This is a genomic window from Klebsiella sp. GG_Kp173, assembly GCF_040062415.1.
GTDB lineage: Bacteria > Pseudomonadota > Gammaproteobacteria > Enterobacterales > Enterobacteriaceae > Klebsiella > Klebsiella quasipneumoniae.
The window spans coordinates 35042-61790 of sequence record NZ_JBEAFZ010000010.1; the positions used below are offsets into that span (position 1 = coordinate 35042).

The 26749-nt window shown below is 56.8% G+C and carries 26 protein-coding genes; 25 read left to right on the plus strand and 1 reads right to left on the minus strand.

Translation table 11 applies throughout. The features are described from left to right. The first annotated feature begins 232 nt into the window (after positions 1-232). Genes ABLU50_RS08230 through nei form a run of 6 tightly spaced genes read left to right on the plus strand, consistent with a single transcriptional unit; the run spans position 233 to position 4796 of the window. Complete coding sequence (locus ABLU50_RS08230; RefSeq protein WP_004885970.1) at positions 233-976, plus strand: type 2 GTP cyclohydrolase I; 744 nt, start codon at positions 233-235, stop codon at positions 974-976. 14 nt (positions 977-990) lie between these two features. Then, positions 991-1647, plus strand: coding sequence for a 5-oxoprolinase subunit PxpB (gene pxpB, locus ABLU50_RS08235; protein WP_087832751.1), 657 nt, complete (start codon positions 991-993; stop codon positions 1645-1647). After that, positions 1641-2573 carry a 5-oxoprolinase subunit PxpC gene (gene pxpC / locus ABLU50_RS08240; RefSeq protein ID WP_087832752.1) on the plus strand — a complete coding sequence of 311 codons (933 nt, stop codon included), beginning with the start codon at positions 1641-1643 and terminating at the stop codon, positions 2571-2573. Before pxpB ends, pxpC begins: the two co-directional genes overlap by 7 nt. Continuing rightward, positions 2563-3315 (plus strand): 5-oxoprolinase subunit PxpA, encoded by a 753-nt coding sequence (pxpA, locus tag ABLU50_RS08245; protein ID WP_348864662.1) that lies wholly within the window; start codon positions 2563-2565, stop codon positions 3313-3315. The genes pxpC and pxpA overlap by 11 nt, the downstream gene beginning before the upstream one ends. Before the next feature lie 29 nt (positions 3316-3344). After that, the gene (gene pcp, locus ABLU50_RS08250) at positions 3345-3989 is read left to right on the plus strand and encodes a pyroglutamyl-peptidase I (RefSeq protein ID WP_087832753.1); all 645 of its coding nucleotides are present in this window, start codon (positions 3345-3347) and stop codon (positions 3987-3989) included. Between the two features lie 15 nt (positions 3990-4004). Further along, a complete protein-coding gene (gene nei / locus ABLU50_RS08255) occupies positions 4005-4796 on the plus strand; it encodes an endonuclease VIII (RefSeq protein ID WP_348864663.1) in 792 nt (263 codons plus the stop codon). Between the two features lie 89 nt (positions 4797-4885). On the opposite strand, the gene gltA is transcribed toward nei, so the two are convergent. Next, positions 4886-6169 (minus strand): citrate synthase, encoded by a 1284-nt coding sequence (gene gltA / locus ABLU50_RS08260; RefSeq protein WP_004885983.1) that lies wholly within the window; start codon positions 6167-6169, stop codon positions 4886-4888. A 640-nt stretch (positions 6170-6809) separates the two neighbouring features. On the opposite strand from gltA, the gene sdhC reads away from it, so the two are divergent. The 19 genes from sdhC (at position 6810) to cpoB (ending at position 26533) form a co-directional block, all read left to right on the plus strand. Further along, the gene (gene sdhC, locus ABLU50_RS08265; protein WP_004142216.1) at positions 6810-7214 is read left to right on the plus strand and encodes a succinate dehydrogenase cytochrome b556 subunit; all 405 of its coding nucleotides are present in this window, start codon (positions 6810-6812) and stop codon (positions 7212-7214) included. Then, the gene (gene sdhD / locus ABLU50_RS08270; protein WP_002894949.1) at positions 7208-7555 is read left to right on the plus strand and encodes a succinate dehydrogenase membrane anchor subunit; all 348 of its coding nucleotides are present in this window, start codon (positions 7208-7210) and stop codon (positions 7553-7555) included. Before sdhC ends, sdhD begins: the two co-directional genes overlap by 7 nt. Beyond that, the gene (sdhA, locus tag ABLU50_RS08275) at positions 7555-9321 is read left to right on the plus strand and encodes a succinate dehydrogenase flavoprotein subunit (protein WP_004179067.1); all 1767 of its coding nucleotides are present in this window, start codon (positions 7555-7557) and stop codon (positions 9319-9321) included. Before sdhD ends, sdhA begins: the two co-directional genes overlap by 1 nt. Before the next feature lie 15 nt (positions 9322-9336). Then, positions 9337-10053, plus strand: coding sequence for a succinate dehydrogenase iron-sulfur subunit SdhB (gene sdhB, locus ABLU50_RS08280; RefSeq protein ID WP_002894954.1), 717 nt, complete (start codon positions 9337-9339; stop codon positions 10051-10053). Between the two features lie 440 nt (positions 10054-10493). Then, positions 10494-13301 (plus strand): 2-oxoglutarate dehydrogenase E1 component, encoded by a 2808-nt coding sequence (gene sucA, locus ABLU50_RS08285; protein WP_004147623.1) that lies wholly within the window; start codon positions 10494-10496, stop codon positions 13299-13301. A gap of 14 nt (positions 13302-13315) precedes the next feature. Then, entirely contained in the window at positions 13316-14542 is a 1227-nt protein-coding gene (odhB, locus tag ABLU50_RS08290; RefSeq protein WP_023319992.1) for a 2-oxoglutarate dehydrogenase complex dihydrolipoyllysine-residue succinyltransferase, read from the plus strand. Between the two features lie 103 nt (positions 14543-14645). Then, entirely contained in the window at positions 14646-15812 is a 1167-nt protein-coding gene (gene sucC, locus ABLU50_RS08295; protein WP_002895039.1) for an ADP-forming succinate--CoA ligase subunit beta, read from the plus strand. Further along, positions 15812-16681, plus strand: a complete 870-nt coding sequence (sucD, locus tag ABLU50_RS08300; RefSeq protein WP_087832754.1) for a succinate--CoA ligase subunit alpha — start codon at positions 15812-15814, stop codon at positions 16679-16681. The genes sucC and sucD overlap by 1 nt, the downstream gene beginning before the upstream one ends. Positions 16682-17508: 827 nt before the next feature. Further along, entirely contained in the window at positions 17509-19077 is a 1569-nt protein-coding gene (cydA, locus tag ABLU50_RS08305; protein WP_002895047.1) for a cytochrome ubiquinol oxidase subunit I, read from the plus strand. A 15-nt stretch (positions 19078-19092) separates the two neighbouring features. After that, positions 19093-20232, plus strand: coding sequence for a cytochrome d ubiquinol oxidase subunit II (gene cydB / locus ABLU50_RS08310; protein ID WP_004885993.1), 1140 nt, complete (start codon positions 19093-19095; stop codon positions 20230-20232). Between the two features lie 15 nt (positions 20233-20247). Then, positions 20248-20364: a cytochrome bd-I oxidase subunit CydX gene (cydX, locus tag ABLU50_RS08315; RefSeq protein ID WP_002895051.1), complete on the plus strand. Its 117-nt coding sequence runs from the start codon at positions 20248-20250 to the stop codon at positions 20362-20364. Beyond that, the gene (ybgE, locus tag ABLU50_RS08320; RefSeq protein ID WP_002895053.1) at positions 20364-20654 is read left to right on the plus strand and encodes a cyd operon protein YbgE; all 291 of its coding nucleotides are present in this window, start codon (positions 20364-20366) and stop codon (positions 20652-20654) included. The genes cydX and ybgE overlap by 1 nt, the downstream gene beginning before the upstream one ends. A gap of 149 nt (positions 20655-20803) precedes the next feature. Then, on the plus strand, positions 20804-21208 hold the full coding sequence (ybgC, locus tag ABLU50_RS08325) for a tol-pal system-associated acyl-CoA thioesterase (protein WP_087832755.1): 405 nt from the start codon (positions 20804-20806) through the stop codon (positions 21206-21208). After that, complete coding sequence (tolQ, locus tag ABLU50_RS08330; RefSeq protein ID WP_004152221.1) at positions 21205-21897, plus strand: Tol-Pal system protein TolQ; 693 nt, start codon at positions 21205-21207, stop codon at positions 21895-21897. Before ybgC ends, tolQ begins: the two co-directional genes overlap by 4 nt. Before the next feature lie 3 nt (positions 21898-21900). Further along, a complete protein-coding gene (gene tolR / locus ABLU50_RS08335) occupies positions 21901-22329 on the plus strand; it encodes a colicin uptake protein TolR (RefSeq protein ID WP_002895061.1) in 429 nt (142 codons plus the stop codon). Between the two features lie 99 nt (positions 22330-22428). Beyond that, the gene (gene tolA, locus ABLU50_RS08340) at positions 22429-23745 is read left to right on the plus strand and encodes a cell envelope integrity protein TolA (protein WP_087832756.1); all 1317 of its coding nucleotides are present in this window, start codon (positions 22429-22431) and stop codon (positions 23743-23745) included. Positions 23746-23877: 132 nt separating this feature from the next. Beyond that, complete coding sequence (gene tolB / locus ABLU50_RS08345; protein WP_004885999.1) at positions 23878-25170, plus strand: Tol-Pal system beta propeller repeat protein TolB; 1293 nt, start codon at positions 23878-23880, stop codon at positions 25168-25170. A 34-nt stretch (positions 25171-25204) separates the two neighbouring features. After that, a complete protein-coding gene (gene pal / locus ABLU50_RS08350) occupies positions 25205-25729 on the plus strand; it encodes a peptidoglycan-associated lipoprotein Pal (RefSeq protein ID WP_002895068.1) in 525 nt (174 codons plus the stop codon). Between the two features lie 9 nt (positions 25730-25738). After that, positions 25739-26533: a cell division protein CpoB gene (gene cpoB / locus ABLU50_RS08355; RefSeq protein WP_004886003.1), complete on the plus strand. Its 795-nt coding sequence runs from the start codon at positions 25739-25741 to the stop codon at positions 26531-26533. Positions 26534-26749 lie beyond the last annotated feature (216 nt).

A 26749-nucleotide genomic window follows, 5' to 3' on the forward strand; every position in this document is an offset into this window, starting at 1 on the left:
TCGTTCTGCATGAATAGCGTTTAATTAGTCATATTCATGGCTTGAGGGGCTTTCTGATTATTTAATATGCTTTATTAGTGCATAAATATACACGAATGCGCGGCGGGGTGAATAGACAAATTGCGCTATTCGGTAAAAAGTCATAGTCAGTGTCGGAGGCGGACTATCGACGACCCGAATGGATCTGGTTATGTTATGCCTTTGTATACCCTGATTATCTGCTGGAGTGGCGATGAAAAATAGCGAACTGGAACAACTGATAAACGACAAGCTCAATAGTGCAGCCATCAGTGACTTCGCCCCTAACGGTCTGCAGGTGGAAGGGCGCGACACGGTGCACAAGATCGTCACCGGAGTGACGGCCAGCCAGGCGCTGCTGGATGAGGCCGTTCGTCTTCAGGCGGATGCGGTGATTGTCCATCACGGCTATTTCTGGAAAAACGAATCGCCAGTGATCCGCGGTATGAAGCGCCGGCGCCTGAAAACCCTGCTGGCCAATGATATCAATCTCTACGGCTGGCACCTGCCGCTGGATGCCCATCCCGAGCTGGGCAATAACGCGCAACTGGCGCATCTGTTGGGGATTAACGTGCTGGGGGAAATCGAACCGCTGGTGCCCTGGGGCGAACTGTCGATGCCGGTTTCCGGCCTTGAACTGGCCTCATGGATTGAAGCGCGGCTGGGGCGTAAGCCGCTGTGGTGCGGCGATACCGGGCCGGACACCGTCAGCCGCGTCGCCTGGTGTACCGGCGGCGGCCAGAGCTTTATCGACGCCGCGGCGCGCTTTGGCGTGGACGCGTTTATCACCGGCGAGGTGTCGGAACAAACCATCCATTCCGCCCGCGAGCAGGGCCTGCATTTTTATGCCGCCGGCCACCACGCCACCGAGCGGGGCGGTATTCGCGCCCTCAGCGAATGGCTGACGGAAACCACTGACCTGGACGTCACCTTTATTGATATTCCCAACCCTGCCTGACGGGAGAGAGAAAAGTGCAGCGAGCGCGTTGTTATCTGTTAGGAGAAACGGCCGTCGTGCTGGAGCTGGAGCCGCCGGTCACCCTTGAGAGCCAGCAGCGGATCTGGGGCTTAGCCCAGCGTCTGGCGAACCATGAGGAAGTGATTGACGCCATTCCCGGCATGAACAATATCACTGTGGTGCTCCGCCGCCCGCAGGAGGTGGCGTGGGAGGCGATAGACCGTCTGCAGCGCTGGTGGGAGGAGAGCCTCGCGATCGAGCCGGAGTCGCGCTCGCTGACCATTCCGGTCGTCTACGGCGGCGAGGCCGGACCGGATCTCGGGGTGGTGGCGCAGCACAGCGGCCTCAGTGAAAAGCAGGTCGTGGAGCTGCACGCCTCGGTGGAGTATCTGGTCTGGTTTATTGGTTTTCAGCCGGGATTTCCCTACCTGGGCGGGTTGCCAGCGGCGCTGGCGACGCCGCGTCGCGCTGAACCGCGCGTGCACGTCCCGGCCGGGTCGGTGGGTATCGGCGGCGCGCAAACCGGGATCTATCCGCTGGCGACGCCCGGCGGCTGGCAGCTGCTGGGGCGGACCTCGCTAACGCTGTTCGACCCGTCGCGGAAGGAGCCTGCGCTGCTGCGCGTGGGCGATAAACTTCGCTTTGTGCCGCAAAAGGAGGGGGTATGTTGACTCTGATCCGCGCCGGCCTGTACACCTCGGTACAGGACGGTGGACGAGAAGGCCTGCGCCAGTCTGGCATCAGCCGCTGCGGCGCTCTGGATTATCCCTCGCTGGTGATTGCCAATCTGCTGGTTGGCAACGAGGCGAATGCCGCCGGGCTGGAGATTACCCTCGGCCAGGTGGAGATCGAATTTGCCCGCAGCGGCTGGTTTGCGCTGACCGGCGCCGCCTGCGAAGCGACGCTGGACGGTAAAGCGGTCTGGGTGGGCTGGCGCACCGCCTACCGGCCCGGGCAGCGGCTGGTACTGAAAACGCCGCAGCATGGCATTCGCAGCTATCTGGCGGTGGCGGGCGGGATTGCGGTACCCGAGGTCCTTGGCTCGCGCTGCACGGATCTCAAGGCGGGGATTGGCGGTCTGGAAGGACGCCGCCTGCAGGACGGCGACAAGCTGAAGCTCGGGAAAGCCGCCCGCCGCTTCACCACCCCGCGCGGCGTCAAGCAGCTGCCGCTGGGCAACCGCATTCGTGCGCTGCCCGGGCCGGAGTACCACGAATTTGACGCGGCCTCGCAGGCGTCATTCTGGCGCGCCCCCTGGAAGCTCAGTCCGCAGAGTAACCGCATGGGGTACCGCCTGCAGGGGCAGCCGCTGAAACGCACCACCGATCGCGAAATGCTGTCGCACGGCCTGCTGCCGGGCGTGGTGCAGGTGCCGCACAACGGCCAGCCCATTGTGCTGATGAACGACGCGCAAACCACCGGCGGCTATCCGCGGATCGCCTGCATCATCGATGCCGATATGTACCAGCTGGCGCAGATCCCGCTGGGGCAGCCGATCCATTTCGTGGCCTGCTCGCTGGAGGAGGCGCTGAAGGCGCGGGCCGATTGTCAGCGTTATCTTGAACAACTGGCGTGGAGACTCCACGATGATGATTGATCTCAATGCCGATCTCGGGGAAGGCGGGGCGAACGATAGCGCGCTGCTCCAGCTGGTGTCGTCGGCGAATATCGCCTGTGGTTTTCACGCCGGCGACGCCGGGCTGATGGTGCAGAGCGTGCGCGAGGCGCTGAAGTACGGCGTCGCGGTGGGCGCCCATCCGGGATATCCCGACCGGGAAAATTTTGGCCGCACGGCGATGGAGCTGCCGCCGGAAACGGTCTATGCCCAGACGCTGTATCAGATTGGCGCTCTGGCGGCGATCGTTCAGACTCAGGGCGGCGAGTTGCAGCACGTAAAGCCGCACGGCATGCTCTACAACCAGGCGGCCAAATCGCCGCCGCTGGCCGACGCGATCGCCCGCGCGGTCCGCGATGTTAACCCGCAGCTGGTGCTGGTGGGTCTGGCGGGCAGCGAACTGATCCGCGCTGGGCAACGCTATGGCTTGACGACGCGTCAGGAGGTGTTTGCCGATCGCGGTTATCTGGCCGACGGCAGCCTGGTGCCGCGCACCCAGCCCGGCGCGCTGATTGACAGCGAAGAGCAGGCCCTGGCGCAAACCCTCGAAATGGTGCAACACCACCGGGTGCGTAGCGTCAGCGGCGAATGGGCGAACGTGGTGGCGCAGACGGTATGTCTGCATGGCGATGGTCCGCATGCCCTCGAATTTGCCCGCCGTTTGCGGGCGGCGTTCGCCGGGCGCCATATTATGGTCAGCGCTCAGCCAGAGGCTGAGATATGACAATCTGAAGGACCGCGAAGGAGAAGACGATGGCGGGCGTATTACTCACCGGTTTTGAACCCTTTGACGGCGAGACGGTAAACCCTTCCTGGGAAGTGGTGCAGCAGCTTGACGGTACAATGATTGCTGGTCAGCCGGTGATCGCCAGGCAGCTTCCCTGCGTGTTTGGCGAGGCGCTGTCGGCGCTGGACGCGGCGATTGAAGACCTGCAGCCGAAGCTGGTTATCGCGGTGGGACAGGCCGGCGGCCGGGTCGATATCAGCGTCGAACGTGTGGCGATTAACGTCGATGATGCGCGTATCCCTGATAACAAAGGCCAGCAACCCATCGACACGCCGATCGTCGACGGCGGGCCGGCCGCGTGGTTCAGCACCTTGCCGATCAAAGCGATCGTCAGCGCGCTGCGCGATCATGGGATCCCGGCCTCGGTGTCGCAAACTGCCGGCACCTTCGTCTGCAATCACGTCATGTACGGTCTGCTGCACAAGCTGCAGGGACAGAATGAGGTGAGGGGCGGGTTTATCCATATTCCCTGGCTACCGGCGCAGGCGGCGGCCCATCCCGGCGAGCCGAGTATGGCGACCGCCACCGTGCGGGAAGCGCTGGAGACGGCCATAGCCGTAGCCCTGCACCAGCCGGTGGATAGTAAACTGGGCGGCGGCGCCACCCACTAACAAAAGGATGAAAGTATGCCGGAAGGTCCGGAGATCCGCCGCGCGGCGGATACACTGGAGGCAGCAATCAAAGACGAACCCTTAACCGACGTCTGGTTCGCTTTTCCCCGGTTGCAACCCTATCAAACCGAACTGATTGGTCAGCGGGTTACCCATATCGACACCCGGGGCAAAGCCCTGCTGACCCGCTTCTCCGGCGGCCTGACCCTGTACAGCCATAATCAGCTGTACGGCGTCTGGCGCGTGGTTGAGGCCGGCGAACAGCCTGCCTCTAACCGGGTGTTGCGCGTCAGGCTACAGACGGCCAGCAAGGCGATTTTGCTCTACAGCGCGTCGGACATTGAGATGCTCACGGCGGAGCAGGAGGCCAACCATCCGTTCTTGCTGCGCGTCGGTCCGGACGTGCTGGATATGACGTTAACCGCGGAGCAGGTGAAAGCGCGACTGCTGTCGGCCAAATTCCGCAATCGTCAGTTTTCCGGCCTGCTGCTGGCTCAGGCTTTTCTTGCCGGTCTGGGTAACTATCTGCGGGTGGAAATCCTCTGGCAGGTGGGGCTGACCGGGGGGCATAAGGCCTCGGAGCTTAATGAAATACAGCTGGATGCGCTGGCGCACGCGCTACTCGATATCCCACGGCTTTCTTATCGCACTCGCGGCCAGCCCGATAACAACAAGCACCACGGCGCGCTATTCCGCTTTAAGGTCTTCCATCGCGATGGGGAAAAGTGCGAGCGCTGCGGGGGCGTGATTGAGAAGACCATGCTCTCATCGCGGCCGTTTTACTGGTGCCCGCACTGCCAGCATTAAGCCGGCAGCAGGCAGTGTCAGCGCCAGGCTTCATCGTCAGGCATAAAAAACGCGCCAGCAGGCGCGTTTTTATCATCCGGACAGCGAGATTAACGCTTGATGTCGGACTGGAAGTCGCGTTTGGCGTAGCCGGTGTACAGCTGACGCGGACGGGCGATCTTCATGCCGTCGCTGTGCATTTCGTTCCAGTGCGCAATCCAGCCCACGGTACGCGCCATGGCGAAGATAACGGTAAACATGGAGGACGGAATACCCATCGCCTTCAGGATGATACCGGAGTAGAAGTCGACGTTCGGGTAGAGCTTCTTCTCGATGAAGTACGGGTCGTTCAGCGCGATATGCTCCAGCTCCATGGCCACCTGCAGCAGGTCGTCTTTGGTGCCCAGCTCTTTCAGCACTTCATGGCAGGTTTCACGCATCACGGTGGCGCGCGGGTCGTAGTTTTTGTAAACACGATGGCCGAAGCCCATCAGGCGGAAAGAGTCATTCTTGTCTTTCGCACGACGAACAAATTCCGGAATGTGTTCAACGGAGCTGATCTCTTCCAGCATTTTCAGCGCCGCTTCGTTGGCGCCGCCGTGCGCCGGTCCCCACAGAGAGGCGATGCCGGCTGCGATACAGGCGAACGGGTTAGCGCCGGAAGAGCCCGCGGTACGTACCGTCGAGGTCGAGGCGTTCTGCTCGTGATCGGCGTGCAGGATCAGAATACGGTCCATGGCGCGCTCGAGCACCGGATTGACTTCGTACTCTTCGCACGGCGTGGCGAACATCATGCGCAGGAAGTTGCCGGCGTAGGAGAGGTCGTTGCGCGGATAAACAAACGGCTGGCCGATAGAATACTTGTAACACATAGCTGCCATGGTCGGCATTTTGGACAGCAGGCGATAGGCGGCGATTTCACGGTGACGCGGGTTATTCACGTCGAGGGAGTCGTGATAGAACGCCGCCAGGGCGCCGGTGATCCCGCACATAACGGCCATCGGGTGAGAATCGCGACGGAACGCATGGAACAGACGGGTGATCTGCTCATGGATCATGGTGTGACGGGTCACGGTGGTTTTGAATTCGTCATATTCGGCCTGGGTTGGTTTTTCACCGTTTAGCAGAATGTAACAAACTTCAAGATAGTTTGATTCGGTCGCTAACTGGTCGATCGGGAAGCCGCGGTGCAGCAGGATCCCCTCGTCACCATCGATAAACGTAATTTTAGATTCACAGGAAGCGGTAGATGTGAAACCTGGGTCAAAGGTAAATACGCCTTTTGAACCAAGACTACGAATATCAATAACATCCTGACCGAGCGTGCCTTTTAGCACATCCAGTTCAATAGCAGTGTCACCACCCAGGGTGATTTTTGCTTTAGCATCAGACATTTATGGTCTCCTTAGCGCCTTTATTGCTTAAGACTGCCGGGTGGTGGATTTGCTTTCGGCCCGCGCCCGTATACGTTACCAGTTTGTTATGTTGCACACAGCTCTGCGTCAGCGAAAAGGGCAGGGTACAGAGCAACGGCGCTTGATGGCACGTTCTTCAGGGCTGCGGTGAAACAACAGCAAATCAGCGTTTTAGCAGTCCGAATATTAAAACCTGTATACCACTAATAACTGTCCTGATTACATCGGTCAATACTGACACACTGTTACATAACTTATTCTCAGGTGAAAGAGTGACCCCATAACTTTTGAGCATTATTGCATTTAACTGGTAATGGTTGTAACAAGAATGTTTAATATTTGTCAAATCAGGTGATTAAAAATTAAAAAAATGTTGTTATCGTGACCTTGATCACTGTTCCGGAGAAAACCCAACAAACTATATGTAGGTTAATTGTAATGATTTTGTGAACGGCCTATACTGCGGCCAGGTCTCCGGAACACCCTGCAATCCCGAGCCACCCAGCGTTGTTTAGTGATGTTTTAATGCCTGAAAAGACGTTTTAACATGACTTCTGGTTATAGAAAGGACGCTGTCTGACCCGCAAGCAGACCGGAGGAAGGAAACAATAAGAACAGCATGTGGGCGTTATTCATGGTAAGAAATGTGAAAAAACAAAGACCTGTCAATCTGGATCTACAAACGATACGGTTCCCAATCACGGCGATAGCGTCCATTCTCCATCGCGTTTCCGGTGTCATCACCTTCGTGGCGGTCGGAATTCTGCTTTGGCTGCTGGGCACCAGCCTCTCCTCCCCTGAAGGTTTTCTGACGGCGGCCTCGATCATGGATAGCTTCTTTGTGAAGTTCATCATGTGGGGCATTCTCACCGCGCTGGCCTATCACGTCGTTGTCGGTATCCGCCATCTGATGATGGACTTTGGTTACCTGGACGAAACCCTCGAAGCAGGGAAACGTTCCGCCAAGATTTCTTTTGTTATTACTGTCGTGCTTTCACTTCTCGCAGGAGTCCTCGTATGGTAAGCAACGCCTCAGCACTGGGACGCAACGGCGTACATGACTTTATTCTGGTCCGTGCTACCGCCATCGTTCTGACCCTCTACATCATCTACATGGTTGGCTTCTTCGCTACCACCGGTGAGATCTCATGGGAAGTGTGGACCGGATTCTTTGCCTCCGGCTTCACTAAAGTCTTCACTCTGCTGGCTCTCGTTTCCATTCTTATCCATGCCTGGATCGGGATGTGGCAGGTGTTAACGGACTACGTTAAACCACTGGCTCTGCGCCTGGTTCTGCAGCTGGCTATCGTTGTGGCGCTGGTGGCTTACGTTCTTTATGGATTTGTTGTGGTGTGGGGTGTGTAATGAAATTGCCAGTCAGAGAGTTTGATGCTGTTGTCATCGGTGCCGGCGGCGCAGGTATGCGCGCGGCGCTGCAAATTTCCCAGAGCGGACAGACCTGTGCGCTGCTCTCTAAAGTCTTCCCGACCCGTTCCCATACCGTGTCAGCGCAGGGGGGCATCACCGTCGCGCTCGGTAACTCCCATGAAGATAACTGGGAATGGCATATGTACGACACCGTAAAAGGGTCGGACTATATCGGTGACCAGGACGCCATCGAATATATGTGTAAGACCGGCCCGGAAGCGATTCTCGAGCTGGAGCACATGGGCCTGCCGTTCTCCCGTCTTGACGACGGCCGTATTTATCAGCGCCCGTTCGGCGGCCAGTCGAAGAACTTCGGCGGCGAGCAGGCGGCGCGCACCGCGGCGGCTGCTGACCGTACTGGCCACGCCCTGCTGCACACCCTGTACCAGCAGAACCTCAAAAACCACACCACTATTTTCTCCGAATGGTATGCCCTCGATCTGGTGAAAAACCAGGACGGCGCGGTGGTGGGTTGTACCGCCCTGTGCATCGAGACCGGCGAAGTGGTCTACTTTAAAGCCCGCGCCACCGTGCTGGCGACCGGCGGCGCAGGCCGTATCTATCAGTCTACCACCAACGCCCACATCAACACCGGTGACGGCGTCGGGATGGCCATCCGTGCCGGCGTGCCGGTGCAGGATATGGAAATGTGGCAGTTCCACCCGACCGGCATCGCCGGGGCAGGGGTTCTGGTCACCGAAGGTTGCCGCGGCGAAGGCGGTTATCTGCTCAATAAACACGGCGAACGCTTTATGGAGCGTTATGCCCCGAACGCCAAAGACCTGGCGGGTCGTGACGTGGTGGCGCGTTCCATCATGATCGAAATCCGCGAAGGTCGCGGCTGCGATGGCCCGTGGGGCCCGCACGCGAAATTGAAGTTGGATCACCTGGGTAAAGAGGTTCTGGAATCTCGTCTGCCGGGTATCCTCGAGCTGTCCCGTACCTTTGCTCACGTCGATCCGGTGAAAGAGCCGATCCCGGTTATCCCAACCTGCCACTACATGATGGGCGGTATTCCGACCAAAGTGACCGGCCAGGCGCTGACCGTCAATGAGAAGGGCGAAGACGTGGTGATCCCGGGCCTGTTCGCGGTAGGCGAAATCGCCTGCGTATCGGTCCACGGCGCTAACCGTCTTGGCGGCAACTCGCTGCTCGACCTGGTGGTCTTCGGCCGCGCGGCGGGCCTGCATCTGCAGGAATCCATCGCCGAGCAGGGCACGCTGCGCGACGCCAGCGAATCCGATATCGAAGGCTCGCTGGACCGCCTCAACCGCTGGAACAACACCCGTTCCGGTGAAGATCCGGTGGCGATCCGCAAAGCGCTGCAGGAATGTATGCAGCATAACTTCTCGGTGTTCCGCGAAGGCGATGCGATGCACAAAGGTCTGGAACAGCTGAAAGTGATCCGCGAGCGCCTGAAAAACGCCCGTCTCGACGATACCTCCAGCGAGTTCAACACCCAGCGCGTTGAGTGCCTGGAGCTGGATAACCTGATGGAAACCGCGTACGCGACCGCCGTATCCGCTAACTTCCGTACCGAGAGCCGTGGCGCCCACAGCCGCTTCGACTTCCCGGATCGTGATGATGAAAACTGGCTGTGCCATTCCCTGTATCTGCCAGAGTCGGAATCCATGACGCGTCGTAGCGTCAACATGGAACCGAAACTGCGTCCGGCATTCCCGCCGAAGATTCGTACTTACTAATGCGGAGACAGGAAAATGAAACTCGAGTTTTCAATTTATCGCTATAACCCGGATGTTGATGACGCTCCGCACATGCAGGATTACACCCTCGAAGCGGAAGAAGGTCGTGACATGATGCTGCTGGATGCGCTGATCCAGCTGAAAGAAAAAGATCCGTCGCTGTCGTTCCGCCGCTCCTGCCGTGAAGGGGTTTGTGGTTCCGATGGCCTGAATATGAACGGGAAAAACGGTCTGGCGTGCATCACGCCGATCTCCGCGCTGAATCAGCCGGGCAAGAAGATTGTTATCCGTCCGCTGCCAGGATTACCGGTTATCCGTGATTTGGTGGTGGACATGGGGCAATTCTATGCACAATATGAGAAGATTAAGCCTTACTTGTTGAATAATGGGCAAAATCCTCCGGCTCGCGAGCATCTGCAGATGCCTGAGCAGCGTGAGAAACTCGATGGTCTTTACGAGTGTATTCTCTGCGCATGTTGTTCGACCTCGTGCCCGTCGTTCTGGTGGAACCCGGATAAGTTCATTGGCCCGGCTGGCCTGTTGGCTGCGTATCGCTTCCTGATCGACAGTCGCGATACCGAAACCAGCGAGCGTCTGGACGGCCTGAGCGATGCTTTCAGCGTATTCCGCTGTCACAGCATTATGAACTGCGTCAGTGTGTGTCCGAAGGGGCTGAACCCGACGCGCGCCATCGGCCATATTAAGTCGATGCTGCTGCAGCGCAGCGCGTAAGAAACCCGGTGTGTCCCGGATGGCGCTACCGCTTATCCGGGCTACCAAAAGCAGTAACCCCGGTAGCGTTTGTGCTACCGGGAAATGAATACCCTAAATAATTCGAGTTACAGGACAACGTACATGTAACTTGAAGTATGAAGGGATAGCAGGAAATCTTTAAAAACCGCCACAAGATGTACCAGTAATCAAGGCGTTCAGTGCGAGGTAAGGCGGCAACTGAACGCATCCCCGGGAGCATAGCGAACTATGTGACCGGGGTAAGTGAAGGCAGCTAACGCAACCGCAGCCTGAACGCCGAAGATTAATGGCAGTTTTTAAAGGTTCCTTAGCGGATAGAAACCACAACTCGTCCGCAACAAGTGAACCCCGGCACGTGCACTCGGTGTGCGTGGTAGTTTCTACGGCGAAATAAGCATATGAATGCTTAAGGGATCACGATGCAGAACGGCGCAATGAAAGCCTGGCTGGACTCTTCTTACCTCTCTGGTTCGAACCAGAGCTGGATAGAACAGCTCTATGAAGACTTCTTAACCGATCCTGACTCTGTTGACGCCAACTGGCGTTCAATGTTCCAGCAGTTACCTGGCACCGGAGTTAAACCGGATCAATTTCATTCCAAAACGCGTGATTATTTCCGTCGACTGGCGAAGGATGCCTCACGTTACACTTCTTCGATTTCCGACCCAGACACCAATGTGAAGCAGGTTAAAGTCCTGCAGCTCATCAACGCATACCGTTTCCGTGGCCACCAGCATGCGAATCTCGATCCGCTGGGGCTGTGGAAGCAAGAGAGAGTGGCGGATCTCGATCCGGCCTACCACGATCTGACCGAGGCCGATTTCCAGGAAAGCTATAACGTAGGTTCATTTGCCATCGGTAAAGATACGATGAAGCTGGGCGAGCTGATTGCCGCCCTCAAGCAAACCTACTGCGGCTCCATCGGCGCGGAATACATGCATATCACCTCTACCGAAGAAAAACGCTGGATCCAGCAGCGCATTGAATCGGTAGCCGGCAAAGCGAGCTTTACCGCGGAAGAGAAAAAACGCTTCCTCAGCGAACTGACCGCCGCGGAAGGCCTGGAGCGCTACCTCGGCGCCAAATTCCCGGGGGCGAAGCGCTTCTCGCTGGAGGGTGGCGATGCCCTGATCCCGATGCTCAAAGAGATGATCCGCCATGCGGGCAAGAGCGGCACCCGCGAAGTGGTGCTGGGCATGGCGCACCGCGGTCGTCTCAACGTGCTGGTCAACGTGCTGGGTAAAAAACCGCAGGATCTGTTCGACGAGTTCGCCGGCAAACATAAAGAACATCTCGGTACCGGCGATGTGAAGTACCACATGGGCTTCTCATCCGATATGGAAACCGAAGGCGGTCTGGTGCACCTGGCGCTGGCGTTTAACCCGTCGCACCTCGAGATCGTCAGCCCGGTGGTTATCGGTTCCGTACGCGCCCGTCTGGATCGTCTGGACGAGCCGAGCAGCAACAAGGTTCTGCCGATCACTATCCACGGCGACGCCGCCGTCACCGGTCAGGGCGTGGTTCAGGAAACCCTGAACATGTCGAAAGCCCGCGGTTACGAAGTGGGCGGTACCGTGCGCATCGTTATCAACAACCAGGTGGGCTTCACGACCTCTAACCCGCTGGATGCGCGTTCGACCCCGTACTGCACCGACATCGGTAAAATGGTGCAGGCGCCGATTTTCCACGTCAATGCCGACGATCCGGAAGCGGTCGCGTTCGTCACTCGTCTGGCGCTGGATTTCCGCAATACCTTCAAACGCGATGTCTTCATCGATCTGGTGTGCTACCGCCGTCACGGCCATAACGAAGCCGATGAGCCGAGCGCAACTCAGCCGCTGATGTATCAGAAGATCAAAAAGCACCCGACCCCGCGCAAAATCTATGCTGACAAGCTGGAGCAGGAGAAGGTGGCGACTCTGGAAGACGCGACCGAGCAGGTTAACCTCTACCGCGATGCGCTGGATGCCGGCGAATGCGTGGTGCAGGAATGGCGTCCGATGAACATGCACTCCTTTACCTGGTCGCCGTACCTCAATCATGAGTGGGACGAGAGCTATCCGGATAAAGTGGAGCCGAAGCGTCTACAGGAGCTGGCGAAACGCATCAGCACGGTGCCGGAAGGTATCGAAATGCAGTCCCGCGTAGCGAAAATTTACGCCGACCGCCAGGCGATGGCGGCAGGTGAGAAGCTGTTCGACTGGGGCGGCGCCGAAAACCTGGCCTACGCCACGCTGGTTGATGAAGGTATTCCGGTGCGTCTGTCCGGGGAAGACTCCGGTCGCGGCACCTTCTTCCATCGTCATGCGGTGATCCATAACCAGACCAATGGTTCAACTTACACCCCGCTGCAGCATGTCCATAACGGTCAGGGCCAGTTCCGCGTTTGGGACTCGGTGCTGTCTGAAGAAGCCGTACTGGCGTTTGAATATGGTTACGCCACCGCTGAGCCGCGCACCCTGACCATCTGGGAAGCGCAGTTTGGCGACTTCGCCAACGGTGCTCAGGTGGTGATCGACCAGTTCATCTCCTCCGGTGAGCAGAAGTGGGGCCGGATGTGCGGCCTGGTGATGCTCCTGCCGCACGGCTATGAAGGCCAGGGTCCGGAGCACTCCTCCGCGCGTCTGGAGCGTTATCTGCAGCTGTGCGCTGAGCAGAACATGCAGGTCTGCGTACCGTCCACACCGGCGCAGGTGTACCACATGCTGCGTCGTCAGGCGCTGCGCGGTATGCGTCGTCCGCTGGTGGTGATGTCGCCGAAGTCGCTGCTGCGTCATCCGCTGGCAGTCTCCAGCATGGATGAGCTGGCGAACGGCACTTTCCTGCCGGCCATCGGTGAAATCGATCAACTTGATCCGCAGGCTGTGAAGCGCGTTGTGCTGTGCTCTGGTAAGGTTTACTACGACCTGCTGGAACAGCGCCGCAAAAACGAGCAAAAAGATGTCGCTATCGTTCGTATCGAGCAGCTCTATCCGTTCCCGCATCAGGCGGTGCAGGAAGCGCTGAAAGCGTATGCGCACGTGCATGATTTTGTCTGGTGCCAGGAAGAGCCGCTCAACCAGGGCGCATGGTACTGCAGCCAGCATCACTTCCGTGAAGTGATTCCGTTTGGGGCCTCTCTGCGTTATGCAGGCCGCCCGGCCTCCGCCTCTCCGGCGGTAGGGTATATGTCCGTTCACCAGAAACAGCAACAAGATCTGGTCAATGACGCGCTGAACGTCGATTAATTAAAGGATACACAATGAGTAGCGTAGATATTCTGGTTCCCGACCTGCCTGAGTCCGTAGCTGACGCAACCGTCGCCACCTGGCACAAAAAACCGGGCGACGCGGTCGTCCGTGACGAAGTCCTGGTCGAAATCGAAACTGACAAAGTGGTACTGGAAGTACCGGCATCAGCGGACGGCATTCTGGATGCAGTGCTGGAAGACGAGGGCGCTACCGTCCTGTCTCGCCAGATCCTTGGCCGCCTGCGCGAAGGTAACAGCGCAGGTAAAGAAAGCAGCGAAAAAGCCGATGCGAAGGCGTCCACGCCGGCGCAGCGTCAGCAGGCCTCTCTGGAAGAGCAGAACAACGACGCGCTGAGCCCGGCGATCCGTCGTCTGCTGGCTGAACACAACCTCGACGCAGCGGCCATCAAAGGCACTGGCGTCGGCGGCCGTCTGACCCGCGAAGACGTTGAGAAACATCTGGCGAAAGCCCCGGCGCCGGCAGAAGCCAAAGCGCCAGCCTCCGCCGCGGCAGCCGCGCCGGCGCCGCAGCTGGGCAATCGTTCTGAAAAACGCGTCCCGATGACCCGCCTGCGTAAACGCGTGGCCGAGCGTCTGCTGGAAGCGAAAAACTCCACCGCCATGCTGACCACGTTCAACGAAGTCAACATGAAGCCAATCATGGATCTGCGTAAGCAGTACGGTGAGGCGTTCGAAAAACGTCACGGCATCCGTCTGGGCTTTATGTCCTTCTACGTGAAAGCGGTAGTGGAAGCGCTGAAACGCTATCCGGAAGTGAACGCCTCCATCGATGGCGACGACGTGGTGTACCACAACTACTTCGACGTCAGCATGGCCGTATCCACCCCGCGCGGCCTGGTCACCCCGGTTCTGCGTGACGTCGACCTGCTGGGCATGGCGGATATCGAAAAGAATATTAAAGAGCTGGCAGTGAAAGGCCGCGACGGCAAGCTGACCGTAGATGACCTGACCGGCGGTAACTTCACCATTACCAACGGCGGCGTGTTCGGCTCCCTGATGTCCACGCCGATCATCAACCCACCGCAGAGCGCCATCCTGGGTATGCATGCCATTAAAGACCGTCCGATGGCGGTGAATGGCAAGGTAGAGATCCTGCCGATGATGTACCTGGCGCTCTCCTACGACCACCGTCTGATCGACGGACGTGAGTCGGTAGGCTTCCTGGTGGCGATTAAAGAGCTGCTGGAAGATCCGACCCGTCTGCTGCTGGACGTGTAGTCAGCAAGCGTATTACCTACCGTAGGCCGGATAACACGCGTTAGCGCCGTTATCAGGCCTACAGGTTTAAAGATAATTACACCCTGAAGGATGGACTGAACACATGAACTTACATGAATATCAGGCAAAACAACTTTTTGCCCGCTATGGCTTACCGGCGCCGGTGGGTTATGCCTGTACTACTCCGCGTGAAGCAGAAGAAGCCGCTTCAAAAATCGGCGCGGGTCCGTGGGTAGTGAAATGTCAGGTTCACGCTGGTGGCCGCGGCAAAGCGGGCGGTGTGAAAGTGGTAAAGAGCAAAGAAGAGATCCGCGCATTTGCCGAGCACTGGCTGGGCAAACGTCTGGTGACATATCAAACAGATGCGAACGGCCAGCCGGTTAACCAGATCCTGGTTGAAGCGGCGACCGATATTGACAAAGAGCTGTACCTGGGCGCGGTCGTTGACCGTAGTTCCCGTCGCGTGGTGTTCATGGCCTCTACCGAAGGCGGCGTGGAAATCGAAAAAGTGGCGGAAGAGACCCCGCACCTGATCCACAAGATCGCCATCGATCCGCTGGCGGGCCCGATGCCTTACCAGGGCCGTGAACTGGCGTTCAAACTGGGCCTGGAAGGTAAGCAGGTTCAGCAGTTCACTAAGATTTTCATGGGCCTGGCGACCATTTTCCTGGAGCGCGACCTGGCGCTGATCGAAATTAACCCGCTGGTGATCACCAAGCAGGGCGACCTGATCTGTCTGGACGGCAAACTGGGCGCTGACGGCAACGCACTGTTCCGCCAGCCGGATCTGCGCGAAATGCGCGACCAGTCTCAGGAAGATCCGCGTGAAGCGCAGGCTGCGCAGTGGGAACTGAACTACGTCGCGCTGGACGGTAACATTGGTTGCATGGTTAACGGCGCGGGCCTGGCGATGGGTACCATGGACATCGTTAAACTGCACGGCGGCGAACCGGCTAACTTCCTCGACGTGGGCGGCGGCGCCACCAAAGAGCGCGTCACCGAAGCGTTCAAAATCATCCTCTCTGATGACAACGTGAAAGCGGTTCTGGTGAACATCTTCGGCGGTATCGTACGCTGCGACCTGATCGCTGACGGTATCATCGGTGCGGTAGCGGAAGTTGGGGTTAACGTTCCGGTGGTGGTTCGTCTGGAAGGTAACAACGCCGAACTGGGCGCGAAAAAACTGGCTGACAGCGGCCTGAATATTATTGCAGCGAAAAGTCTGACGGACGCAGCACAGCAGGTTGTTGCCGCAGTGGAGGGGAAATAATGTCAGTTTTAATTAATAAAGATACCAAGGTTATCTGCCAGGGCTTCACCGGTAGCCAGGGGACCTTCCACTCTGAACAAGCGATCGCCTACGGTACGCAAATTGTTGGCGGCGTGACGCCAGGCAAAGGCGGCACCACGCACCTGGGCCTGCCGGTGTTCAACACCGTGCGCGAAGCCGTTGAAGCGACCGGCGCTACCGCGACCGTGATCTACGTTCCGGCGCCGTTCTGCAAAGATTCCATTCTGGAAGCGATTGACGCGGGCATTAAGCTTATCATCACCATCACCGAAGGTATCCCGACCCTGGATATGCTGACTGTGAAAGTGAAACTGGACGAAGCGGGCGTGCGCATGATCGGCCCGAACTGCCCAGGCGTGATCACCCCGGGCGAATGCAAAATCGGCATCATGCCGGGTCACATTCACAAACCGGGTAAAGTGGGCATCGTTTCCCGTTCCGGTACCCTGACCTATGAAGCGGTTAAGCAGACTACCGACTACGGTTTCGGCCAGTCTACCTGCGTCGGTATCGGCGGCGACCCGATCCCGGGCTCTAACTTCATCGATATCCTGAAGCTGTTCCAGGAAGACCCGCAGACCGAAGCGATCGTCATGATCGGTGAGATCGGCGGCAGCGCGGAAGAAGAAGCGGCTGCCTACATCAAAGAGCACGTGACCAAGCCGGTTGTCGGCTACATCGCGGGCGTGACCGCGCCGAAAGGCAAGCGTATGGGCCATGCGGGCGCCATCATCGCTGGCGGTAAAGGTACTGCTGATGAGAAATTCGCAGCCCTGGAAGCAGCCGGTGTGAAAACCGTTCGCAGCCTGGCCGATATCGGCGAAGCGCTGAAAGCGATCATCAAGTAAACCCTCTCTGCTTGTCCGCAAGCAGAAATCTGTCCGATTTCGACATGGTTGGCCACCGTCAGGTGGCCTTTTTTTTGGCCGTTATCCGCTTCTCCCGAAAGCCGCTGAGCCAGCAAACCCCGCGTTTGGCGAAAACCTTATCTATCATATTGATTTTAAGAATTATTTCATAAATATTGTCGACGTGCGGTTGTCGGAAATGAAAATATGCCCTGGCCGTACCGGAGGGAAACAAAACAGACACTAAAAAAAGAGTGGGGGAGGGGATAAGAAAACAGGAAAAAATACTGTGAGCGGTCTAGCATTAATCAGATCGGCTCTTTTTTTCTTTTTTTTCCTGTGGCGTTAAATAATATTACCTATGATTCTCATCTCTCCCTTTTTAGTAACCAATCAAAGTATACTTTAAACACAGTATTAACATTAAGTTTACCAATATTCTTTATTGGGCTACATAATTAACACGTAGAGTAAAAATTGATTTATATCAATACTTAATGCTTGGAAAAATCCTTCAAAAAACGTTAAATTGTCTCAAGTCAAATTGGCCTAAACTGGCCATCTTCGCTATATATTGATCACCGTCGAAAAATGTAAAACTGGAACAATAAAAACATATTTATTGTAAGGTTATTGCGGCGTAATATATTGGGGAATCAATTGGGTTTTTCGTTAACGTATTTGTAACCTTGTCCTGGCGTGGTTTCACTTTCGGTTGAAACCCGCTCCGGGCGGGCGACAAATAAAAATTTGTATTGGGGCATGCGTATGAGCCAGAGCTTCTCGGTTCATTTTCGGAGTCTTCATGCGATGAGCAAGGAGTCATGATGTTAGATATAGTCGAACTGTCGCGCTTACAGTTTGCCTTGACCGCGATGTACCACTTCCTGTTTGTGCCACTGACGCTCGGTATGGCGTTCCTGCTGGCCATCATGGAAACGGTCTACGTCCTTTCCGGCAAACAGATTTATAAAGATATGACCAAATTCTGGGGCAAGTTGTTTGGTATCAACTTCGCACTGGGTGTGGCGACCGGTCTGACCATGGAGTTCCAGTTCGGGACTAACTGGTCGTATTACTCACACTACGTGGGGGATATCTTCGGTGCGCCGCTGGCCATTGAAGGTCTGATGGCCTTCTTCCTCGAATCCACCTTTGTAGGTCTGTTCTTCTTCGGTTGGGATCGTCTGGGTAAAGTTCAGCACATGGCCGTCACCTGGCTGGTCGCACTGGGCTCCAACCTCTCCGCGCTGTGGATCCTCGTCGCAAACGGCTGGATGCAGAACCCTATCGCATCGGACTTCAACTTTGAAACCATGCGTATGGAGATGGTTAGCTTCTCCGAACTGGTGCTCAACCCGGTTGCTCAGGTGAAATTTGTTCACACCGTGGCGTCGGGCTATGTCACCGGTGCGATGTTCATCCTGGCTATCAGCTCCTGGTACATGCTGAAAGGCCGTGACTTTGCCTTTGCTAAGCGCTCCTTTGCCATCGCAGCCAGCTTCGGTATGGCAGCGATCCTCTCCGTTATTGTGCTGGGTGACGAATCTGGTTACGAAATGGGCGACGTGCAGAAAACCAAACTGGCGGCTATCGAAGCAGAGTGGGAAACCCAGCCTGCGCCGGCGGCCTTTACCCTGTTTGGTATTCCCGATCAGAATGCGCAAACCAACCACTTCGCCATCCAGATCCCTTACGCGCTGGGCATCATTGCCACCCGCTCGGTGGATAAGCCGGTTATCGGTCTGAAGGATCTGATGGTTCAGCACGAAGAGCGTATCCGTAACGGCATGAAGGCCTATGCGCTGCTGGAGCAACTGCGCGCCGGTTCCACCGACCAGGCCGTTCGCGACCAGTTCAATAACGTGAAGAAAGATCTTGGCTATGGTCTGCTGCTGAAACGCTATACCCCGAACGTCGCTGACGCCACGGAAGAGCAGATCGCCAAAGCGACCAAAGACTCTATTCCAAGCGTCGCACCGCTGTACTTCGCCTTCCGTATCATGGTGGCGTGCGGCATCCTGATGCTGTTGATTATCGGCGCCTCCTTCTGGAGCGTGATCCGTAACCGTATCGGCGAGAAAAAATGGCTGCTGCGCGCCGCGTTCTATGGCTTGCCGCTGCCATGGATTGCCGTGGAGTCGGGCTGGTTTGTTGCCGAATACGGCCGTCAGCCGTGGGCGATTGGTGAAGTCCTGCCGACGGCGGTGGCCAACTCGTCGCTGACCGCGGGCGATCTGATCTTCTCTATGTTGCTGATCTGCGGCCTGTACACGCTGTTCCTGGTGGCTGAACTGTTCCTGATGTTCAAGTTTGCCCGCAAAGGACCTAGCAGCCTGAAAACCGGCCGCTATCACTTTGAACAGTCCTCTGCGGCTATTCAGTCGGCACGCTAAGACAGGAGTCGTCAAATGATCGATTATGAAGTATTGCGTTTTATCTGGTGGCTGCTGATTGGCATCCTGCTGATTGGCTTCGCCGTCGCCGACGGGTTCGACATGGGGGTGGGCATGCTCACCCGCTTCCTCGGCCGTAACGATACCGAGCGTCGGATTATGATCAACGCCATCGCCCCGCACTGGGACGGTAACCAGGTGTGGCTGATCACCGCCGGCGGCGCGCTGTTCGCTGCCTGGCCGATGGTCTACGCCGCGGCGTTCTCCGGTTTCTATGTGGCGATGATTCTGGTGCTGGCCTCGTTGTTCTTCCGTCCGGTCGGTTTCGACTACCGTTCCAAGATCGAGGACACCCGCTGGCGCAACATGTGGGACTGGGGCATCTTCATCGGCAGCTTCGTGCCGCCGCTGGTGATTGGCGTGGCCTTCGGCAACCTGCTGCAGGGTGTGCCGTTCCATGTCGACGAATACCTGCGTCTCTTCTATACCGGTAATTTCTTCCAGCTGCTGAACCCGTTTGGTCTGCTGGCCGGTATCGTCAGCGTGGCGATGATCCTGACCCAGGGCGCGACCTACCTGCAGATGCGTACCGTAGGCGAACTGCACCTGCGCACCCGCACCGTCTCCACGGTGGCGGCGCTGGTGACGCTGGTCTGCTTCGCGCTGGCGGGCGTGTGGGTCTACTACGGTATCGACGGCTATGTGGTGAAATCGGTGATTGACCATACCGGCCCGTCTAATCCGCTGACCAAAGAAGTGGTGCGTGAAGCTGGCGCGTGGATGGTGAACTTTAACAATATGCCAGCGCTGTGGGCGATCCCTGCCCTGGGCGTGGTGCTGCCGCTGCTGACCGTCGTTTCGACCAAAGCGGATAAAGGCGCCTGGGCATTCTTGTTCTCCTCGCTGACCCTGGCCTGCATCATTCTGACTGCCGGTATCGCGATGTTCCCGTTCATCATGCCGTCCAGCACTATGCTGAACGCCAGCCTGACGATGTGGGACGCGACCTCCAGCCAACGGACGCTGAATCTGATGACCTACGTGGCGATTGTCTTCGTGCCGATCATTCTGGGCTACACCAGCTGGTGTTACTGGAAAATGTTTGGCCGCATCACGCGCGAAGACATCGAAAAGAACACCCACTCGCTGTACTAAGGTAAGGAGCTATATATGTGGTACTTCGCATGGATTTTGGGAACGCTTCTTGCCTGTGCCTTTGGGGTGATTACCGCGCTGGCGCTTGAGCACGTGGAAGCCACCAAAGCCGGGAAGAAAGAAGAAATCTGATGAAATTTATCGCTACTCTGTACGCGATAATGGACAAGCGCCCGCTCCGGGCGCTTTCCTTATTGATGGCGCTGCTGCTGGCAGGCTGCATCTTCTGGGATCCGTCGCGCTTTGCCGCGAAGACCAGCGAGCTGGAAATCTGGCATGGTTTCTTGCTGATGTGGGCAGTTTGCAGCGGCGTTATTCACGGCGTAGGCTTCCGCCCGCGTGCCGTTCACTGGCAGGGGATTTTTTGTCCGCTTATCGCTGATATCGTGCTCGCTTTAGGTCTCTTCTTTTTCTTCTTTTGAATAAGAGATCTCTGTTAATGCTATGGGCTTGCATAAGCCCATAAAAATTTACGCCCCGTTTACTTTCCCCCATTCCAAACCATCTTTCCCGCGCGTATAGTAGCGAAGTTTGAAAGCTCTAACCTTTTTTTGCATTACCGGGATGTAAAGTGAATACAACGCTGTTTCGATGGCCGGTTCGGGTCTACTACGAAGATACCGACGCCGGTGGTGTGGTTTACCACGCCAGTTACGTCGCTTTTTATGAAAGAGCACGCACAGAGATGCTGCGCCACCATCACTTTAGTCAACAGGTTCTGTTGGCTGAACGCGTTGCCTTCGTGGTTCGCAAAATGACGCTGGAGTATTTTGCCCCCGCCAGACTCGACGACATGCTCGAAGTCCAGACGGAAATTACCTCGATGCGCGGCACCTCTTTGGTTTTCACGCAGCGAATCGTCAACGTCGAGAATACAGTGTTAAACGAAGCTGAGGTTCTCATTGTGTGCGTTGATCCACTCTTAATGAAGCCACGTGCGCTTCCCAAGTCTATTGTCGCGGAGTTTAAGCAGTGACTGACATGAATATCCTTGATTTGTTCCTGAAGGCGAGCCTTCTGGTTAAACTTATCATGTTGATTTTGATTGGTTTTTCTATCGCTTCCTGGGCTATCATTATTCAGAGAACGCGTATCCTTAACTCGGCCGCGCGCGAAGCTGAAGCGTTCGAGGACAAATTCTGGTCCGGGATTGAACTGTCTCGTTTGTATCAGGAAAGCCAGGGGCGTCGCGATAATCTGACCGGTTCGGAGCAGATCTTCTACAGCGGCTTCAAAGAGTTTGCGCGCTTGCATCGGGCCAACAGCCATGCGCCGGAGGCGATCGTCGAAGGGGCATCGCGCGCGATGCGTATTTCGATGAACCGCGAGCTGGAAACGCTGGAGACCCATATTCCGTTCCTCGGCACCGTAGGCTCCATCAGCCCGTATATCGGTCTGTTCGGTACCGTTTGGGGGATCATGCACGCCTTTATCGCTCTTGGCGCGGTGAAGCAGGCCACCCTGCAGATGGTGGCGCCGGGTATCGCCGAAGCGCTGATCGCCACTGCGATCGGTCTGTTCGCTGCTATCCCGGCGGTCATGGCGTATAACCGCCTGAACCAGCGCGTGAACAAGCTTGAACTGAATTACGACAACTTTATGGAAGAGTTCACCGCCATTCTGCACCGTCAGGCTTTTACCACCAGCGAAAGCAATAAGGGGTAAGCCATGGCCAGAGCACGTGGACGCGGACGTCGCGAACTGAAGTCCGAGATCAACATCGTTCCGCTGCTGGATGTCCTGCTGGTGCTGTTGCTGATCTTTATGGCAACGGCGCCGATCATTACGCAGAGCGTGGAAGTCGATCTGCCGGACGCCACGGAATCGCAAGCGGTGAAAAGCAATGACGATCCGCCGGTGATTGTGGAAGTCTCCGGGGTAGGGCAGTACAGCGTGAAAGTGGGGCAGGAGACGCTGTCCCAGCTGCCGCCGGAGCAGGTGATTGCCGAAGCGAAGCGTCGTCTTGAAGCCAATGAGAAAACGGTATTCCTGATCGGCGGTGCGAAAGACGTCCCTTACGATGAAATTATTAAAGCGCTGAACCTGTTGCATAGTGCAGGGGTTAAATCGGTCGGCTTGATGACCAAACCTATTTAATCGCTTCTGGTAGGTGCGTCCGCGCGGCGTTCGGCGGCGAGTATAGCTCGCCGTCGGTGCGCATCGCGGGTACAGGCGAACAGTTTTTGGGAACCGATAGTGTCAAAGGCAACCGAACAAAACGACAAGCTTAAACGAGCGATCATCATTTCAGTCGCGCTGCACATCATACTGATCGCGCTGCTGATCTGGAGTTCGTTTGACGAGCATCTGGATGCCTCTGCCGGCGGCGGCGGGGGATCGTCGATTGATGCCGTCATGGTCGATCCGGGGGCGGTGGTAAATAACTATAACCGTCAGCAACAGCAGCAGGCCAGCGCACGTCGCGCCGCTGAACAGCGCGAAAAACAGGCGCAGCAGCAGGCGGAAGAGTTACGTGAGAAGCAGGCGGCGGAACAGGAACGGCTGAAACAGCTCGAACAGGAGCGGCTGCAGGCGCAGGAAGCGGCGAAAGAAGCGAAGGAACAACAGAAGCAGGCTGAGGAAGCCGCAGCCAAGGCTGCCGCGGCGGCGAAAGCCAAAGCGGATGCGCAGGCTAAAGAAGCGCAGGAAGCAGCGGCCAAAGCGGCCGCCGAGGCGAAAGCGAAGGCGGATGCCCAGGCGAAAGCGGCTGAACTGGCGGCAGCGAAAGCGGCTGCTGACGCGAAGAAACAGGCCGAAGCCGCCGCCGCGAAAGCAGCGGCCGATGCGAAGAAACAGGCGGAAGCAGAAGCGGCGAAAGCCGCGGCAGAGGCGCAGAAGAAAGCAGAAGCGGCAGCGGCGAAGAAAGCGCAACAGGAAGCGGAGAAGAAGGCCCAGCAGGAAGCGGCTAAACAGGCAGCGGCTGAAAAAGCGGCTGCAGAAAAAGCCGCCGCGCAAAAAGCGGCCGCGGAGAAGGCCGCCGCCGAGAAAGCCGCCGCAGCTGAAAAAGCAGCGGCAGCCAAAGCGGCAGCTGCTGAGAAGGCGGCGGCTGATAAAGCGGCCAAAGCGGCAGCAGCAAAAGCCGCGGCAGCGAAGAAAGCGGCTGCAGCGAAAGAAGCGGACGGCGTTGACGACCTGCTCGGCGATCTGAGCTCTGGTAAGAATGCGCCGAAAGGTAGCACCAGCGGTAGCACAGGTGGCTCTTCACCTGCTAAAGGAAGTAAACCGGGGCAGGGCGGTGCATCTCAGGCGGAGATTGCCAGCTATATTTCGCAGGTGCAGGCCGCGATTAAAGGACATCTCTATGACTGGGATACGTACAAGGGTAAAGTATGTACGTTGCGCGTAAACCTGGCTCAGGATGGAACGTTGTTGAGTGTGAAATCGGAAGGCGGCGATCCGGCTTTCTGCCAGCAAATGCTGGCGGCTACCAGTCGGATGAGCAAATTCCCTAAACCGCCGTCGCAGGCTGTTTATGAAACGTTCAAAAATGCGCCACTGGACTTCAAACCTTAAGCGCTTTTTCTCCCCGCGTTAGCGGGGGGAAAGAAAATAGGGCGGTCATGGGTTTTGGTAGTTTTGTGTATTTGAGTTTGTTAACATTCTGCTAAATTATCGTGGGCTTTCCGCCCGGATAAGGGAGATATGATGAAGCAGGCATTACGAGTAGCATTTGGTTTTTTAATGCTGTGGGCGGCGGTGCTGCACGCAGAAGTACGTATCGAGATCACCCAGGGGGTGGACTCGGCGCGCCCCATCGGCGTGGTACCGTTCCAGTGGGCCGGCCAGGGCGCTGCGCCGGAAGATGTTGGCGGTATCGTGGCAGCTGACCTGCGCAACAGCGGTAAATTCAACCCGCTGGATCGCTCGCGTCTGCCGCAGCAGCCGACCAGTCCCCAGGAAGTGCAGCCTGCAGCCTGGTCTGCGCTGGGTATTGACGCCGTGGTCGTCGGTCAGGTGACGTCAAACCCGGATGGTTCTTATCAGGTCGCGTATCAGCTGGTGGATACCGGCGGTGCGCCGGGCACAACGCTGGCGCAAGGCTCTTTCAAAGTCACTAAGCAGTACCTGCGCTATGCAGCGCACACTGCCAGCGATGCGGTATTTGAAAAGCTGACTGGTATTAAAGGCGCCTTCCGTACCCGTATCGCCTACGTGGTGCAGACCAACGGCGGTCAGTTCCCGTATGAGCTGCGTGTCTCCGATTATGATGGCTACAACCAGTTCGTGGTTCACCGCTCCTCCCAGCCGCTGATGTCCCCGGCCTGGTCTCCGGACGGTTCAAAACTGGCTTACGTAACCTTCGAAAGCGGTCGTTCTGCGCTGGTGGTGCAGACCCTGGCGAACGGCGCAGTGCGTCAGATTGCCTCCTTCCCGCAGCACAACGGCGCGCCGGCGTTCTCGCCGGATGGCTCTAAACTGGCTTTCGCGCTGTCGAAAACCGGTAGCCTGAACCTGTACGTGATGGATCTGGGCTCGGGTCAGATTCGTCAGGTGACCAACGGTCGCAGCAACAACACCGAACCAAGCTGGTTCCCGGACAGCCAGAACCTGGCCTTCACCTCTGACCAGGCCGGTCGTCCGCAGGTGTATAAAGTCAATATTAATGGCGGCACGCCGCAGCGTATCACCTGGGAAGGTTCGCAGAACCAGGACGCTGACGTGAGCGCGGATGGTAAAACGATGGTAATGGTCAGCTCGGCCGGCGGCCAGCAGCACATTGCCAAACAAGATCTGGAAGCGGGTGGTGTACAGGTTCTGTCATCAACGTTTTTAGACGAAACGCCAAGTCTGGCACCTAACGGCACTATGGTAATCTACAGCTCTTCTCAGGGGATGGGATCCGTGCTGAATCTGGTTTCTACAGATGGGCGTTTCAAAGCGCGTCTTCCGGCAACTGATGGACAGGTAAAATCACCTGCCTGGTCGCCGTATCTGTGATAATAAATAATTGATTATTAAAGGAATCAAAGAAATGCAACTGAACAAAGTGCTGAAAGGGCTGATGATCGCTCTGCCGGTTATGGCAATCGCGGCATGTTCTTCTAACAAGAACGCCAGCAACGACCAGAGCGGTGAAGGCATGCTGGGTGCCGGCACTGGTATGGACGCTAACGGTAACGGCGGCAACATGTCTTCTGAAGAGCAAGCTCGTCTGCAGATGCAGCAGCTGCAGCAGAACAACATCGTTTACTTCGATCTGGACAAGTACGATATCCGTTCTGACTTCGCTGCCATGCTGGACGCGCACGCTAACTTCCTGCGCAGCAACCCGTCCTACAAAGTGACTGTAGAAGGTCACGCGGATGAGCGCGGTACGCCGGAATACAACATCGCGCTGGGTGAGCGTCGTGCTAACGCCGTTAAGATGTATCTGCAGGGCAAAGGTGTTTCTGCCGATCAGATCTCCATCGTTTCTTACGGTAAAGAAAAACCAGCAGTACTGGGTCATGACGAAGCGGCATATGCCAAAAACCGTCGCGCCGTACTGGTTTACTAAGAGAATTGCATGAGCAGTAACTTCAGACATCATTTATTGAGTCTGTCGTTACTGGTTGGCATAGCGGCCCCCTGGGCCGCTTTTGCTCAGGCGCCAATCAGTAGTGTCGGCTCAGGCTCGGTCGAAGACCGTGTCACTCAACTCGAGCGTATTTCCAATGCTCACAGCCAGCTTTTAACCCAACTCCAGCAACAACTCTCTGATAACCAGACTGACATTGATTCTCTCCGTGGTCAGATCCAGGAGAACCAGTATCAGCTGAATCAGATCGTTGAGCGTCAAAAGCAGATTCTGCTGCAGATTGACGGGCTGACGAGCGGGGGTGGCGCAGCAGCGGCTGGCGCCCAGACGTCGTCTTCCGGCGATCAGAGCGCGGCTGCTACCAGCGCAGCGCCAGCGGCCTCTTCAGGCGCTCCGGCGATGACCGGCGATGCGAACACCGATTACAATGCGGCCATTGCCCTGGTGAAGGATGCTTCACGCCAGGATGACGCCATGGCGGCGTTCCAGAACTTCGTTAAAAAGTACCCGGATTCGACTTATCAGCCGAACGCCAACTATTGGCTCGGACAGTTGAACTACAATAAGGGGAAAAAAGACGATGCGGCGTTTTACTTCGCCTCGGTGGTGAAGAACTACCCGAAATCGCCAAAAGCGCCAGACGCCATGTTTAAGGTCGGCGTGATCATGCAGGACAAAGGTGATACCGCGAAAGCGAAAGCGGTTTACCAGCAGGTGATCAACAAATTCCCCGGCACCGACGGTGCGAAACAAGCGCAAAAACGACTTAATGCCCTTGGTTGATTACGGCATGACCAGAAATCGCGTCATTTCTGGTCTTGTCGCCTGAATCGCCAGCAGTTAAGTGATCTTTATCGAAATTTTAGTTGCGCTGAATTCTGAAATCAGTAATATATGCCGCCGTTGCCAAGGGATATCAAACAAGCCCAAAGCGACGCCAGAGTGGGTCGTTAGCTCAGTTGGTAGAGCAGTTGACTTTTAATCAATTGGTCGCAGGTT

Bases quoted from the DNA above. Each gene is read 5' to 3' on its own strand.
- ABLU50_RS08230 (WP_004885970.1), top strand. From the start codon at position 233: ATGAAAAATAGCGAACTGGAACAACTGATAAACGACAAGCTCAATAGT.
- pxpC (WP_087832752.1), top strand. From the start codon at position 1,641: ATGTTGACTCTGATCCGCGCCGGCCTGTACACCTCGGTACAGGACGGT.
- pxpA (WP_348864662.1), top strand. From the start codon at position 2,563: ATGATGATTGATCTCAATGCCGATCTCGGGGAAGGCGGGGCGAACGAT.
- pcp (WP_087832753.1), top strand. From the start codon at position 3,345: ATGGCGGGCGTATTACTCACCGGTTTTGAACCCTTTGACGGCGAGACG.
- nei (WP_348864663.1), top strand. From the start codon at position 4,005: ATGCCGGAAGGTCCGGAGATCCGCCGCGCGGCGGATACACTGGAGGCA.
- gltA (WP_004885983.1), bottom strand. From the start codon at position 6,169: ATGTCTGATGCTAAAGCAAAAATCACCCTGGGTGGTGACACTGCTATT.
- sdhC (WP_004142216.1), top strand. From the start codon at position 6,810: ATGTGGGCGTTATTCATGGTAAGAAATGTGAAAAAACAAAGACCTGTC.
- sdhD (WP_002894949.1), top strand. From the start codon at position 7,208: ATGGTAAGCAACGCCTCAGCACTGGGACGCAACGGCGTACATGACTTT.
- sdhA (WP_004179067.1), top strand. From the start codon at position 7,555: ATGAAATTGCCAGTCAGAGAGTTTGATGCTGTTGTCATCGGTGCCGGC.
- sdhB (WP_002894954.1), top strand. From the start codon at position 9,337: ATGAAACTCGAGTTTTCAATTTATCGCTATAACCCGGATGTTGATGAC.
- sucA (WP_004147623.1), top strand. From the start codon at position 10,494: ATGCAGAACGGCGCAATGAAAGCCTGGCTGGACTCTTCTTACCTCTCT.
- odhB (WP_023319992.1), top strand. From the start codon at position 13,316: ATGAGTAGCGTAGATATTCTGGTTCCCGACCTGCCTGAGTCCGTAGCT.
- sucC (WP_002895039.1), top strand. From the start codon at position 14,646: ATGAACTTACATGAATATCAGGCAAAACAACTTTTTGCCCGCTATGGC.
- sucD (WP_087832754.1), top strand. From the start codon at position 15,812: ATGTCAGTTTTAATTAATAAAGATACCAAGGTTATCTGCCAGGGCTTC.
- cydA (WP_002895047.1), top strand. From the start codon at position 17,509: ATGTTAGATATAGTCGAACTGTCGCGCTTACAGTTTGCCTTGACCGCG.
- cydB (WP_004885993.1), top strand. From the start codon at position 19,093: ATGATCGATTATGAAGTATTGCGTTTTATCTGGTGGCTGCTGATTGGC.
- cydX (WP_002895051.1), top strand. From the start codon at position 20,248: ATGTGGTACTTCGCATGGATTTTGGGAACGCTTCTTGCCTGTGCCTTT.
- ybgE (WP_002895053.1), top strand. From the start codon at position 20,364: ATGAAATTTATCGCTACTCTGTACGCGATAATGGACAAGCGCCCGCTC.
- tolR (WP_002895061.1), top strand. From the start codon at position 21,901: ATGGCCAGAGCACGTGGACGCGGACGTCGCGAACTGAAGTCCGAGATC.
- tolB (WP_004885999.1), top strand. From the start codon at position 23,878: ATGAAGCAGGCATTACGAGTAGCATTTGGTTTTTTAATGCTGTGGGCG.
- pal (WP_002895068.1), top strand. From the start codon at position 25,205: ATGCAACTGAACAAAGTGCTGAAAGGGCTGATGATCGCTCTGCCGGTT.
- cpoB (WP_004886003.1), top strand. From the start codon at position 25,739: ATGAGCAGTAACTTCAGACATCATTTATTGAGTCTGTCGTTACTGGTT.